The organism is Ectobacillus sp. OTK, from assembly GCF_059698935.1.
Genome location: NZ_AP048547.1, coordinates 5,152,151 through 5,164,785, shown reverse-complemented (window position 1 = coordinate 5,164,785; position 12,635 = coordinate 5,152,151). Strand labels below are relative to the sequence as shown.

The following is a 12,635-nucleotide window of genomic DNA, read 5'->3' as shown; positions in this document are numbered from 1 at the left end:
ATGGATAGAATATACATAATGATATATATCTAGTCTGCCTCTAACAGCATTTTTATATATTCAATAAACCTTTTAGCAGCAGGGGAGATTTCTTTTAGGGATGTTGCGGCAATGCCGATCGTCCGATGCTGCTCTGGCTCTAGACTAAGAATTTTAACTTTATGCGGCATACCTTGCAGAACTAATTCAGGCATGATGCTTACACCTAGTTCATTTTCTACCATTGCTATAATAGCTTGGTCATCAGCCATTTCAAATCTATTTTTGAGAGTAATGCGGGTTTCTTTACATATACGTTTTATATCGTGGTTATGGCCGGACTTATGTGTAATAAAGAGTTCATTCTCTAATTGTTCGATACGAATTTTATCTTGATTACTAAGAGGATGATTGTGTGGAAGGATACACAACATCCTGTCTCTTTTTAGGTGTATCGTTTCAAAAGATTCCAACGTAGGTGAAGTAATAAAGCCAAAATCTATAACTCCGCTAGCAATCCACTCTTCAACATCTTGATAGCTTCCCTGGAAAATCTTAACTTCTATAAAGGGATGGTCTTGTTTAAAATGCTTCATGCATTCAGGCAGCCATTGAATACAAACACTTGTAAATGCTCCTATCCGAACTGTACCAACTTCAAGTCCATTGATAGAGGCGGCTTCTTGCTTCAGTTTTTCATCCCAATGCAGGATCGTTCGTATATGTTTTAATATTCTCTGCCCATTGCTTGTTAAGGTGATACCAGACCGGCTCCTAATCAGCAGCGAGAATCCAAGCTCAGCTTCAAGGTTTGCGATAGAATAACTAACAGCGGACTGAGTTAAATTTAAAGCCTCCGCAGCTTTCGTTAGACTACCGAGCTCAACAACAGTGTTAAAAACCTCGTATTTTGCAAGGCTCATTTTATCATCCCTATCCATAAATTTTATTCATGCTAAATATTTAAAAGTTTGATTTTATTTATATGTAGTTTACCTCTATAATTTGATCAAACACAACTACATAGAAATGGAAAGGTGAAACAAAGTGATGTTAATAGGGGTTCTAGTAAATGGAATAGGTGTAGGTATTGGTACCTTATTAGGTAGTGTACTTCGTCGTATACCGGATAGCATGAAGGACACTGTTATGAATATAATGGGTTTTGTTCTTATAGTTTTGGGAGTACAAATGGGATTTAAAAGTGAGAATTTCCTGATCGTAATTTTAAGTCTTGTTATTGGGGCAGTAATTGGTGAGCTAATTGCCTTAGAAGATAAAATAACCAGCCTAGGAGGTTGGTTAGAGAAAAAAGTCGGCTCAAGTAAACGGGGAAATATATCTCAAGGATTTGTAACAGGTACTTTAGTATTTGTTGTTGGAGCAATGGGTATCATTGGTGCTTTAGATAGCGGCATTAGAGGTAATCATGATGTGTTATATACAAAGGCTGTTATAGATGCATTTATAGCGTTAATATTATCTACAACATTAGGTATTGGGGTCTTATTTTCTGCCATTCCAGTCATTTTATATGAAGGTTTAATTGCTATTTTTGCAACCCAAATTGATCGTTTAGTTCCGGATGCTTTAATGAATCAGTTTATTATAGAAATGACAGCTGTTGGCGGGATTATGATCGTTGCTATCGGTTCAAATTTAGTAGGGATTACAAAGGTCAAAGCAGCCAATCTTCTTCCTGGAATAGTAGTGACTGCATTGCTTGTCTCAATTATTTACGGTTTTAAAACATATTTCTGAATATATATATATTAAATTAAATGGAATTAGAAGAACTAAGGTTATATGTTCAGCGATTGGATTAGTATTTTTTCAACAATTACCTACTCCTAAAGAAGAATTCGTTTTGAAGCACAGAAAAATAGTCCAAGCTCTTATTGAAAGTGGCAGCAAGATTGTTTATGAGTTGATGGAACAAACTGGTTAAGGCCTCCAATTCAATTTTGGATTGGTCCTTTTATTTGTTGCTAGCCTGAGCTAACGTATCCTTTTTAGAAAAAGACGCGGATAATAAGAAGCCAAAATTATCAGAATAAGGTAAATGAAAAGAACGTGTTGTTTATGGAAAATAAAGGGGTTGTAGTCTTCCGCTAACTAAACAGAATGATTGGCCCTGCAACCAATCATTCTGCAAAGAATTTTTTTCTTTCTAAAGGTATCCAAGAGTCCAATTCCTTATCACTTTCCCGTACTAATCGGTTTACTAGAATATCGTGCCATATATAGTCCTCCAACAGGTATACATGGACAGGATCATCTGTATAAAAGGCCTGTCCTTTCTGTTCAATAGAATGGCCATATACCATTTCCTTTCCATCAATTGAAAGAATAAACCATTTTTGATCCCCAATATCACGGATATAATCCGTTTCCCGATGAACAATTAGATTTTCTAAAGGCTGTTCCACTTGAAAAACGATTCCTTTTATATCGCACTCCTGTTGTTTGATTTGCAGGTCTTTTAGAAGGGCAGTATACATAGGATTCCACATTGATAAAATAATCCGACGCTGAGCCCTGCGGATTAGAATACGGCAAAAGGAAAGGATATTATCTGCGCCTTTAAGCGTCGTGACGCGCGGATCCGTTTCTGAATCTTTATTTTCAATCTGTTTTAGCCCTTGTTCTGCAAAGTTATATGTCTCTTTCCATTTATCATGAATCGATTCTAAGAATACCTCCACAGGAAGGGGGGAATATTCGATAGCATCATTAATTTCTTCCTTCATAACAAATCCCTGCTGCGCTAATCCATTCAATATTTCATAAATTCTAGCGCGAGGCACACCTGAAGCCTTGCTGACTTGATAGGCATTGGAAGGACCTAGCTTGACTAAGGCAATGTATGCTTTAGCCTCGTATTGACTGAGTCCTAAGCTTTGAATGTGTTGTACTAAGTTTTCCATAACGTCTCCTTAGATTATTAAGAAACTATCTTCATTTTCTCCTATTTCTTCAATCTAATCTTATTATGAAAGCTCTCTTTACAAATTGCAAATATGTAGTTACTATTTAAGTAGTTACTATATGTTGCGGGAGGGAGCCACATGGAAGACATACATCTTAATACATTACTTTTCTTGGCACTTGCTGGATTTTTAGCTGCATTTATCGATTCAGTTGTAGGGGGCGGCGGGCTGATCGCATTGCCTGCATTGTTATTTGCAGGGCTGAATCCAGCAGCGGCTGTTGCTACGAATAAATTAGCAGGGACAGTAGGCTCCTTAACAAGTACACTGATGTTTTATCGTTCAGGTAAACTCGATTTAACATCAGTGTATAAATTATTTCCACTCGTTTTTATCGGCTCGATGATTGGGGCATGGACTGTTCATTTGATGGACCCTGAAGTGCTAAAGCCATTGATGCTAGTCATGCTCGCAGCTGTTGCGGTTTATACGATTTTCAAGAAAGATTGGGGCAGTACTTCAACCTATAAAAAATTGTCAGTCCGCCGCCTTATTATTTTTACGGTTTTAATTTTTTCTATTGGTTTCTATGATGGATTTTTTGGTCCTGGAACAGGGTCATTTTTAATATTTGCTTTTTTAATGATTGGATTTGACTTTTTAAAGGCAGCGGGGAATGCGAAATTTTTAAACTTTGGCAGTAATATTGCTGGATTGTTGATGTTTATATATTTAGGACAAGTACATTATGCTTATGGCTTGATAATGGGACTTGCACAAATTGCTGGTGCGGTTTGCGGCTCAAGGCTTGCGATTAAAAGAGGAAGCGGTTATGTTCGTGCGCTGTTTATTACAGTAACCTTTTTGCTGTTAGCGAAAAATGTGTATGATTATACCCATTAATATCCAAAAGTTCATCTTGTTGGGAAGGTGCTGTTTCCTTAGGGCAGCATTTTATGTTGAAATTTGCTTGGCGTACAAAATGCGTGTTTTACAGATGCTGCCCCATGCCCATCAAGCCAAGAATTCAGAGTTACCCCAAAACAAAAATTCTATAAAATTTTTGTTTTGGAGTAGTTTATTTTTATTAAGTTGATGGCTATAGGGGGCACCACAAGAACAGCAAGGAGAGAAGATGAAGCAAGTCCCACAATTAGAGCAAAAAAATTCAAAAACAGAATTAGTTCTTGATAAATCAGTGAGCGATAAACACTTAAGTTCAGAGGAAAAAATGATAAAGCTAATTCATAAGGCCTATGCAAAGGCTGGTATGAGCGTACCCCCGAATCTGGAATCGATGACGCTTGAAGAATTAAACAATATCTACCACAGGATATGTTTTTTAGATAGATAACAGACATCTCTTTAAATTGAGGAAGACATTTTTCTGTACTTCCTGTAACGATGATTATATGAACACGAATCCCTTCCAGTAAAGCGATCTGGAGGGGATTTCTATAGGCTTCTAGATACATTGACTCCCGATAATGAATGTTATGTTAACCAGCTCCAAAATTGGGGCTGTCGGTTGATGTAAGATAACTTATCGGAAGTTAATCCTAATTTTTCTGTGTTTTAGATTCAACCTGTTGGTACATATTGTCTTTTACTTAAGGAAATAGTAATTGAGATAAAATATTGTACTTTGGAGGTTGAAGTATGCGAAAAATAACATTTGTTCTTTTTTATATGTTGTGTTTTGTATTTGTTAACAATATATCAGCAAAAGCATCCTCACTTGGTCCTTTACCTATATCAGAGTCTTCTGAACGTTGGCAATTAAAAATTGGGAAAATGGACAATGATCCAAGTCTTTCACAACCAAAACCGGGTGTAGTTAATATGTATAGTTTAGATGTTAAGAACCTGGGAAAGGATGTTTATAATTTAGATGTAGACATATACAGTAACTATAGTGATTCTAAGACTTTGCGGGCAAATATGGATGGAGATGCGCCCGAGAGTACAGCTCCTCAGAATGAAATGCATTTTTCTAACTTTCCTGTATCAGTAAGAGCAAAGGGGATTACAGTTATTATTACATGGCAAGAAGAACTACCTAAGATGTTTAAGGATGGTCAAAAATTACAAGCAAGAAAATATAAAGAAATATTTGTATTTGATCAAAAATGAACGATAAAAAGCTCTCTTTAAAATTTAGAGAGCTTTTTCTGTGTTTAAGTATGAATATCATATCCATGTGAGATTTACATAACATCCGAAAGCGGAAGTTGGAACAAGTGTAATGTTATATCTTTCACCTTAGTTTTAGACTATCAGTATTAAGTTTATTGAGGTCTTAGTTGTTCTGAATGTTTACCATCAGAATCATATAAAGAGGCAGATTTAGTATCTTCACGCCATTTAAAAACATATCCATTACCAGGTTCATCTCTAAATTCAACAATAACTATGGGGGTTCCTGGTGTAAAAGCTTTAAAGTCTACAGCAGCTTTTATATGTAATATATCTTCCTTATGATAGCCTTTCTTTTCTAAATACCATACTGTTCCTACGAGAAGTTTTTCTCTCGTTTCTTGATCACCAATAAAAAATGCACGATCAAGAAGTAATTTCCCGATACTTATAATAGCTATACTTATAAAAACAACTCGTAACAATTTTGACATGTATCTCATCCTTTTATGTCCTTGAATAATTGGAGTTTCATTCATATTTAGTTGTACAGGAAGCACTATTACACAGCAAACCCCTCCCGTTCGGAGAGAGGTTTATCCTTTATTCTGTTTTTCTAACAAATCAATTATTCTGCCTAACTTCTGGTTAATTTGCATAATATTTTTCTGGTTCTCAAATAGACTTCTCATGATGGAAAAACCGCAACCTATTAAAATAAGAATACCAAAAAGATAGAAAATCGTTACCATAGACATTTACCAATACCATCCTTTTTCCTTATTGTACCATCCGGAAGAAGTAATATGTTGTACAAATTGGATGTATATTCCATACATGTGAGGTTAACATAACATGTCATCATCGGAAGTGCCATGCCCATGGGATTCCGCGCCAATACTGAGTTTCTCGCAATCTCAAACATTATCAAGTATGCAGGATTTTATGCAATGCCTGAGTGGCGTGGCTTTTGGCTTCCCCATTCTTTGACAAGCCTCCCTACTTTTTGCATAAAATCCTGCATATTTTATTTATGTTGTTCAATATTAGCACCCGATTGTTGAAGATCTTAACTACTTTTTCTTGTTGAACTAACGCCCCCTTTAGTGTAAGTACATCTTTTCACATTTAATCTAAATCAAACTCAAACTCAAACTTAAAACCTGCAAGTTTAGCGTATCAAATACGTTTCATGAAGTCCTTTTTCGTTGGGCACATGAAACTGGACATATTTTAAAGAATCCAGTTGCAACAATATATTATGTCTTCTAGTTTGAATCCCCTCTTTTTAACTTTAGTAATGAAAATAAGCCAAAACTATGCAACTCTGTATAAAAAGCTGCATAATATCGGCTCTAAGGATTTTATACGTTATAGAAGATTAGCTTTTCGTTATATAGAGCCTTTCTAATTAAAAATTATAGGAAAAGTAAATGTAACGAAAGCTGCCCAAAGTCCGTAGACCGGCAAATACTTAGTAACGGCATCTTGGATAGTTGAAGGTCCGGATTTGTTTTGTAGAAAACGCATATAGGAGAGCATAATCCAAATTAGATTTGCCCAGATAAGTATGTTTACTCCTAAAACAGCAAGTCTATTAGGCGTAATCCCATAAGAAGAAAGTCTGAACACGATGGCTGACAAAGCCACACTGTCAATGATAAGCGCAAGAACAATTAAGGAAAAATTTATATAATCTGAAATGTTCTTTTTCTCGTCTGAGTCGCTCTCGGTAATGGAAAATATGGTAACGGCCAATACACCAAGGAGTACTCCGTTAAAGGCTATCAGGAAATTACGGTCCAAGAATGGATTTTTTCCGACCCATATAACCGTTATAAGATAGACTAACAATGTGACCAGGACAAGAGGACTAAAAATTTTAGCTATATATGGTGTAATATTCTTAGCAAGTTTAAGATTCATTGATACCAGGTATGCAGCCACAATAGCGAGAGCGGCAGCACCAAATAAAACGACATTACTAAAATAGAAGTCTTCTATATCCAAGCCAACAAAGCTAAATAACTGCATGGTTAATGCTGCTAGTACCATTCCGCTAACTGCCATGCTGGCGTAGAGAATACAATATTCCAAATTAAATTTAATATAGGCTAATCTTGTACTGCCTTTTGAATATTCATTTCCTGTAAATGCAAGCCCTACCAATACCCATAAGAATATGGGAAGGTGTAAATAAGCAAGGATAATACTGTCTTTATAATTTAATGGCAGTATATTAAGATAAAACCCGGAAATTAGGAACAACGCTGCAAGGGAATAAATAACACTTTTTTTCGGAGTATTATTGTAAACAAAATAGGCAGCAATAAAGGGAATTATACCAAAAGCCAGGTTAATTGGAGCAATTGCTTCCTGTTCGACAAAATGGAAAATGATCCTGGTGCTTATCCCGGCCAGAATGGCTAAAATGCCCATGAATAAGAAACCTTTTTGAAGCAAGGAGGATTTTTCTGTATTTGCCGTCTCCTTGAAATGCAATCTTTCATACCAAACGCCAAGAACCTGAGAATCAGGATTTTGTTCCCATGCGTGTGAGAATGACTTTTTAAAAGCTTTCGGGTCTTTTCTATACATTCTCTCCAGCTCATGAGGGTTAGCAATATTTTCAATAATCAAATTGTTAATGTCCATAGTTATACCTCCCCTAATAATTGTTATGTTAAGTTTCCTCAATATGTTTAACTGTCTTCGTCACTTTTGTATTCTAAAATATCTCCAGGCTGACATTCTAAAGCCTTACAAATTGCCTCTAAAGTGGATAATCGAATCGCTTTTGCCTTTCCATTTTTCAATATAGAAAGGTTCGCCATTGTTATTCCAACCTTCTCCGAAAGTTCTGTTACGCTCATTTTCCTTTTTGCTAACATCACATCAATATTAATTATAATTGCCATTGTTATTCACCTCAGACCGTTAAATCATTTTCTGATTTGATATTAATTGCTTCTTGTAAAAGTTTTTGGAGAACGGCCGCAAAGACTGCGATAACCATCGAAGCAAAAGGAACAACCAATCCGACAAAGATAACTCCTGGTGCGTCATCTACTTCCGCAAAGATATAGAAGAGCGGCCAAACTAGCACATGCAAAATACTGATTGTGATGGCACAGTATTTGATTTTCTTTAAAGCTTTTACAGATAAATCGGAGAAAGCTTTATTTTTGTCAATATAGCATAAGAGTCTGAAAGCCTGATACAAAGCAAAGTAAAAAGGTATCGCAGATGCATCAAAAGCGATGAAAACGAGATATTTTATAAAAGCAAACTCTGGAAGCAATTTTGCTGCAAGATTCGCCATCTCAGGCACCAAAAAGATGCACAGAGCAAGAACTGGGACCCCTAAAAGAATAACAGCTATTTTTAAAAACAACGTTGTTACTTTTTCCATAAAAAGCACCTCACTTATTTATTCTGATTTTGATTTTAATATATATTTTATCGTTTTACAATAAATTTTTATTAGTTTGGATAATATTTTTATTGTGAGTTTTTGTTTTAAGTAAAAATAAAACGCATTCCTCATTCAAAGAAATGCTCTATAACTTTAAACCATTAAATTTATAACTTGTACAGCTAACCTGTCCCGTTAGCTTAAGTACGTTTCTTCACAATCTTCTTGTAAAAGAAACAAATTTATTATGATTCAACAGCACTCTAATTTTAATATATAGCGACAAATAATTATGCAAGAAATACGACAAGTAAAAGACAGGTACACACCAAAACGATAAAATGAACTTCTCGTAACAAAAACGAACGTTTTTGTTACTGTAAGATCAGCAACTTTTCATATAAATTATGCCTGATTGCCCATTATAGCGTGGCATTCTCCAAAGATACTTTGTCCTTGGTCGCACCGACGCTGGTACTTGGCCGTATAGCACCGGTTTTATTGAGTTTCACGGAAGAGGTAGACTGGACAGCTCTCCACCCGAAACACCCGCCTTTTCTGTAATCTTCAGGACAATTGTAATTAAATAGCGAAAAGTAGAGGGGAATATATAAGGAACCATGAAACATTAAAATACACAGGTTATGCGATTGGAGGTATTTTAGTTATGGAAGCAGCTTTTTCATTGTTGATAGCAGGATTTGCGGTTTGGTTTTTAGCGGAACTCATGGCCAAATTAGAGGCAAAATACCCAAATGACCGACAGGGTACAAGAAAATATCCCATTTCTGTTAAGTTAAAATTCTTAGGGTTTGTAGTATTGTTTCTACTTATCCAATTGTATGTAGTCACAAAGGTTTGGTCCTTAAAAGATTTTACTGGCGGCAATTTCGTTAATATTGTGATATTTGCTATTACTGTTGTGTATTTTTGGATTCCTATGTACCATTATCATCGTGTACTCAACAGGTTGAAAAAAGAACAGGAGAAAACACAAGACTTTAACTAAAGAATACTAGAAATATCTGCACCAAAGATAATGGCGTTTTTTTATATCTTAAAAGTGTCATAACTTAATAGAAGAAACTTATCCGAAGTGGAAAAATAGAGAAATAACTGGAGTTAAATTTATGGAACTATTAGAACTAAAGAAAAATACTTTTTATAAAATAATAAAAGAATATGAAGGTACATTAAATTGAACCAGCTATGAGGGGTAGTACCAGCGAAGCTGACACCACCCGCAATGTAGATGTAATTAAATGGGAAACTTATTGATGATCTCGTTATATCCCTGCTGGGCATCGGTGATTGCAAGCTTTGAATAGACCTCCAAGGACTTGCAGCTATGCCCCTGCCCGCTTCCACTCCGTCCAACCAACTCCTCGTCACGTCCTGGTTCTGCCCCAATAAGGTCGATGAAATTCACTGGCCTTTTTTTAAACGAACGACGAACCACGGGCTCGGTGTCAGTCTTCGATTGCCTGGTAGACCATGGTCCAGAAGTCGTGGATAAGCCGCGCTGAATCCGGGGTGGACATCCCGACCTGGGTGAGCAGGATTCCGATGAGCTGTTTATCCGGATCGGCGTACGTCGTGGTGCCGCTTCCACCGTCCCAGCCGAACTGGCCGATGGACGCGTAGTCACCACGGTAGGTGCGCACCGCCATCCCGAAGCCCCAGCCGCCGTGCTGCCCTTGGCCGAATGACACATGGACGTTGTTGCTGGCCATGGCGTTTCGGGCAGCTTGTTGCTCGGGCGTGAGGCGGTTGGTGGTCATCAGCTGGACGGCGGGCCGGGACAGAATCCGTTTGGTCCCGTGCATCCCGTGATTCAGCAGCATCCGGAAGTAGGCGTGGTAGTCGTCGACGGTGGAGGAAAGTCCGCCGCCGCCGCCCTGGAACGCCGGAGGCTGGCTGTGGCGTCCCCTCTTGGCCTCGTCCCACACGATGAACTCTCCGGTCTGCGGGTCGGGGGCGTAGAGGGGCGGAAGCCGGTCGATCTTGTCGGCGGGCACGTGGAAACCGGTGTCCTTCATGCCCAGGGGGGCAAAGATGCGTTCGCGCAGGAACGTCTCAAACGACTGGCCCGTGACCCTGGCGACGAGCACGCCGAGTAGATCGTTGCTGATGTGGTACTGCCAGCGCTCTCCGGGCTGGTGCATCAGCGGAAGCGTGCCAAGGCGGCGCATCCACTCATCCGGCTCGGGCATCGGCTCCGGTAGATCGGGCGTGAGCCCCTGTTTGAAGACCGCGTCCATGATCGGAGTGCCCAGCGACGTCATATCCATGCCGAGCCCGAACGTGGAGGTCAGCAGGTCCCGTACGGTGATCGGCCGCCGCGCAGGCACGGTATCGTCCAGCGGGCCGTCGGCTCCCTTCAGCACCTGTCGGTTGGCGAGTTCGGGCAGCCACTGCTCTACTGGGTCATCCAGCCGCAGCTTGCACTCGTCGAGCAGGACCATCGCCGCTGCCATCGTAACCGGCTTGGACGTCGAGGCCATCCGGAAGATCGTGTCCCGGCGCATCGGCGCGCCACCGTCATGGCGCATCGTGCCGATCGCTTCGACGTGCGTCTCACCATATCGGCTAACCAAGGAGACGAGCCCAGGAATCTTCCCGGACTCGACATGCCGTGCCAGCACGTCGCGCATTCTGCGCAGCCCTGTTTCGGAAAAGCCGCTGTTGCTTTGTCCCGTTGTAATCTTTTTCATTTGGTTTCCCTCTCTTTACTTTTTTATCAGCCCTATTTGTTCTACAAATTCTCTTTTGTTATTCATGCTTGAAAGTCCTTTGTCACTCTATCTAATCTATTTCCTTTTAGATATAGATATAACTGTTCATTGAATTTTATACCTAAAGATAATAGAAGAAAACCATTCAAAATGGAGGAATGGAGAAATAACAGGCGTTATGTTTATGGAGATGCGTCAGAACCCCATGCCCATTAATTTAGCGGAACAGGTTACTCAAAAAATGATAAAGCTAGCCTTATAGCGAAAAGTATAAAACCCTCGTTTTGGAGGAATCACAAGATCTTAATTTGATAGCGCGGAACTAAGTCAATCCGAGAGCCTCTTAGAATACATAGACTCCATAAGCCGGTTATATTTTCCTGACAATACCTAGGAGCTGTTCTTTAATATTATTCTTACTTAATCCTCCGTGGTAACAAATTACTTTTTCAATATCGAGATCTAAATACTTTTTCAAGGATTGGTATGCGGTATCCATATCTGGTGTGGACGGTGGATGGGGTCCTTGTAAAATGCCTTCTACACTGAACATTGAATCTCCAGCAACAAGAGTTTTACTTTTTCTTAAATAAAGGCTGATATGGCCTGGCGTGTGGCCAGGTGTAAAGATAACGCGAATTCCCCCGCAGTACGGAAGCTCCTCGCCATCAGCCAACGTTCTGTCCACTTTGGCCTTTGGAGGACTCTTTACTGAGGCCAATACTTCCCGGCGTTTGTCTTCTGGAAGCCTCTCTAATTGCCAAGCCATACTATTGGGATTTCCTTTCATGAGAGGTAGTTTCCCTTCGATATATGGTTTATCTGCCTCATGAGCATAGACCTCAATGTCTCCGCCAGATTCTTTCAGGATTTCGGGCAAACTGCCTATGTGGTCAATATCCTGATGTGTTAGAATAATGACTTTTAATTTTTCTAAGGAGACACCGGCCTCATTCATGGCTATACGTATTTGTTCAAATTGTCCAGGTGTGCCGGTATCGATCAGAATGGCAATTTCATCGTCCCAAATCAGAGTGGGATTCAACTCCTGATGACTGCCAAAAGCTTCAATCTGCAATTTCAGCATTTTTACTCTATTTGAAACTAGCATTACTATCTCCCCCTTATATAGATTTAGTGAACGTTCCTTATGAGGGCCTCCCTCTAGAAAATTCACTCCTTATAAATAGCAAACGAATAAGGGAGCTAAAAAGATACGCGGTAACCTTAATTTTTTTCAAGATTTTTTGCACGAAAAGTTTAACCTGTTCTGTGGAAAAAAAGTTGTTTACTTTGTAAAAAAGTTCTTTACTGGAACAGATGATTGTTCTTCCACAAACGGGCCATTTAATGGAGGAAGAATCTCAAGGAGAATTGAATACTTATGGTAATGATTATGGAGTTTGTGAAAGATTATACCTAAACTATAGGGAGGTTAGT

At 38.9% G+C, this 12,635-nt stretch carries 14 protein-coding genes and 1 pseudogene; 6 read left to right on the top strand and 9 right to left on the bottom strand.

Annotated elements, in window-relative coordinates; translation table 11 throughout:
* Nucleotides 1–29 precede the first annotated feature (29 nt).
* Entirely contained in the window at nt 30–902 is an 873-nt protein-coding gene (locus AC6HZ4_RS25615; protein WP_497492695.1) for a LysR family transcriptional regulator, read from the bottom strand.
* Between the two features lie 127 nt (nt 903–1,029).
* Here AC6HZ4_RS25615 and AC6HZ4_RS25610 point away from each other — a divergent pair, with 127 nt between their 5' ends.
* Nucleotides 1,030–1,740, top strand: coding sequence for a DUF554 domain-containing protein (locus AC6HZ4_RS25610; RefSeq protein WP_497492694.1), 711 nt, complete (start codon nt 1,030–1,032; stop codon nt 1,738–1,740).
* Nucleotides 1,741–2,123: 383 nt separating this feature from the next.
* Here AC6HZ4_RS25610 and AC6HZ4_RS25605 read toward each other — a convergent pair whose 3' ends face one another.
* The gene (locus AC6HZ4_RS25605) at nt 2,124–2,906 is read right to left on the bottom strand and encodes a TrmB family transcriptional regulator (RefSeq protein WP_497492693.1); all 783 of its coding nucleotides are present in this window, start codon (nt 2,904–2,906) and stop codon (nt 2,124–2,126) included.
* Between the two features lie 141 nt (nt 2,907–3,047).
* Here AC6HZ4_RS25605 and AC6HZ4_RS25600 point away from each other — a divergent pair, with 141 nt between their 5' ends.
* The 3 genes from AC6HZ4_RS25600 to AC6HZ4_RS25590 all read left to right on the top strand — a co-directional run bounded on the left by AC6HZ4_RS25600 (nt 3,048) and on the right by AC6HZ4_RS25590 (nt 5,042).
* Nucleotides 3,048–3,812: a TSUP family transporter gene (locus tag AC6HZ4_RS25600; protein WP_497492692.1), complete on the top strand. Its 765-nt coding sequence runs from the start codon at nt 3,048–3,050 to the stop codon at nt 3,810–3,812.
* A 232-nt stretch (nt 3,813–4,044) separates the two neighbouring features.
* A complete protein-coding gene (locus tag AC6HZ4_RS25595; RefSeq protein ID WP_497492691.1) occupies nt 4,045–4,263 on the top strand; it encodes a hypothetical protein in 219 nt (72 codons plus the stop codon).
* 305 nt (nt 4,264–4,568) lie between these two features.
* Nucleotides 4,569–5,042: a YozF family protein gene (locus AC6HZ4_RS25590; RefSeq protein WP_497492690.1), complete on the top strand. Its 474-nt coding sequence runs from the start codon at nt 4,569–4,571 to the stop codon at nt 5,040–5,042.
* Nucleotides 5,043–5,197: 155 nt separating this feature from the next.
* On the opposite strand, the gene AC6HZ4_RS25585 is transcribed toward AC6HZ4_RS25590, so the two are convergent.
* From AC6HZ4_RS25585 to AC6HZ4_RS25565, 5 genes are all read right to left on the bottom strand, one after another.
* Complete coding sequence (locus tag AC6HZ4_RS25585) at nt 5,198–5,539, bottom strand: hypothetical protein (RefSeq protein WP_497492688.1); 342 nt, start codon at nt 5,537–5,539, stop codon at nt 5,198–5,200.
* A gap of 102 nt (nt 5,540–5,641) precedes the next feature.
* Nucleotides 5,642–5,797, bottom strand: a complete 156-nt coding sequence (locus AC6HZ4_RS25580; RefSeq protein ID WP_497495839.1) for a DUF4083 family protein — start codon at nt 5,795–5,797, stop codon at nt 5,642–5,644.
* A 655-nt stretch (nt 5,798–6,452) separates the two neighbouring features.
* Entirely contained in the window at nt 6,453–7,700 is a 1,248-nt protein-coding gene (locus AC6HZ4_RS25575) for a DUF4153 domain-containing protein (RefSeq protein WP_497492687.1), read from the bottom strand.
* 47 nt (nt 7,701–7,747) lie between these two features.
* Entirely contained in the window at nt 7,748–7,963 is a 216-nt protein-coding gene (locus tag AC6HZ4_RS25570) for a helix-turn-helix domain-containing protein (RefSeq protein ID WP_017153334.1), read from the bottom strand.
* 11 nt (nt 7,964–7,974) lie between these two features.
* Nucleotides 7,975–8,457, bottom strand: a complete 483-nt coding sequence (locus tag AC6HZ4_RS25565; RefSeq protein ID WP_497492686.1) for a DUF2975 domain-containing protein — start codon at nt 8,455–8,457, stop codon at nt 7,975–7,977.
* 670 nt (nt 8,458–9,127) lie between these two features.
* Here AC6HZ4_RS25565 and AC6HZ4_RS25560 point away from each other — a divergent pair.
* Nucleotides 9,128–9,469: a hypothetical protein gene (locus AC6HZ4_RS25560; RefSeq protein WP_497492685.1), complete on the top strand. Its 342-nt coding sequence runs from the start codon at nt 9,128–9,130 to the stop codon at nt 9,467–9,469.
* A gap of 64 nt (nt 9,470–9,533) precedes the next feature.
* Nucleotides 9,534–9,662: pseudogene (locus AC6HZ4_RS25555) on the top strand (recombinase family protein); the annotation flags it as partial.
* Between the two features lie 267 nt (nt 9,663–9,929).
* Here the strand turns inward: AC6HZ4_RS25555 and AC6HZ4_RS25550 are convergent.
* Together AC6HZ4_RS25550 and AC6HZ4_RS25545 are read right to left on the bottom strand one after the other, a co-directional pair.
* On the bottom strand, nt 9,930–11,174 hold the full coding sequence (locus AC6HZ4_RS25550) for a serine hydrolase domain-containing protein (protein ID WP_497492684.1): 1,245 nt from the start codon (nt 11,172–11,174) through the stop codon (nt 9,930–9,932).
* Nucleotides 11,175–11,565: 391 nt separating this feature from the next.
* Nucleotides 11,566–12,306, bottom strand: coding sequence for an MBL fold metallo-hydrolase (locus AC6HZ4_RS25545; protein ID WP_497492683.1), 741 nt, complete (start codon nt 12,304–12,306; stop codon nt 11,566–11,568).
* Nucleotides 12,307–12,635: the final 329 nt, after the last annotated feature.

Coding starts and splice junctions, on each gene's coding strand:
- AC6HZ4_RS25615 (WP_497492695.1), bottom strand. CDS start 902: ATGAGCCTTGCAAAATACGAGGTTTTTAACACTGTTGTTGAGCTCGGT.
- AC6HZ4_RS25610 (WP_497492694.1), top strand. CDS start 1,030: ATGTTAATAGGGGTTCTAGTAAATGGAATAGGTGTAGGTATTGGTACC.
- AC6HZ4_RS25605 (WP_497492693.1), bottom strand. CDS start 2,906: ATGGAAAACTTAGTACAACACATTCAAAGCTTAGGACTCAGTCAATAC.
- AC6HZ4_RS25600 (WP_497492692.1), top strand. CDS start 3,048: ATGGAAGACATACATCTTAATACATTACTTTTCTTGGCACTTGCTGGA.
- AC6HZ4_RS25595 (WP_497492691.1), top strand. CDS start 4,045: ATGAAGCAAGTCCCACAATTAGAGCAAAAAAATTCAAAAACAGAATTA.
- AC6HZ4_RS25590 (WP_497492690.1), top strand. CDS start 4,569: ATGCGAAAAATAACATTTGTTCTTTTTTATATGTTGTGTTTTGTATTT.
- AC6HZ4_RS25585 (WP_497492688.1), bottom strand. CDS start 5,539: ATGTCAAAATTGTTACGAGTTGTTTTTATAAGTATAGCTATTATAAGT.
- AC6HZ4_RS25580 (WP_497495839.1), bottom strand. CDS start 5,797: ATGGTAACGATTTTCTATCTTTTTGGTATTCTTATTTTAATAGGTTGC.
- AC6HZ4_RS25575 (WP_497492687.1), bottom strand. CDS start 7,700: ATGGACATTAACAATTTGATTATTGAAAATATTGCTAACCCTCATGAG.
- AC6HZ4_RS25570 (WP_017153334.1), bottom strand. CDS start 7,963: ATGGCAATTATAATTAATATTGATGTGATGTTAGCAAAAAGGAAAATG.
- AC6HZ4_RS25565 (WP_497492686.1), bottom strand. CDS start 8,457: ATGGAAAAAGTAACAACGTTGTTTTTAAAAATAGCTGTTATTCTTTTA.
- AC6HZ4_RS25560 (WP_497492685.1), top strand. CDS start 9,128: ATGGAAGCAGCTTTTTCATTGTTGATAGCAGGATTTGCGGTTTGGTTT.
- AC6HZ4_RS25550 (WP_497492684.1), bottom strand. CDS start 11,174: ATGAAAAAGATTACAACGGGACAAAGCAACAGCGGCTTTTCCGAAACA.
- AC6HZ4_RS25545 (WP_497492683.1), bottom strand. CDS start 12,306: ATGCTAGTTTCAAATAGAGTAAAAATGCTGAAATTGCAGATTGAAGCT.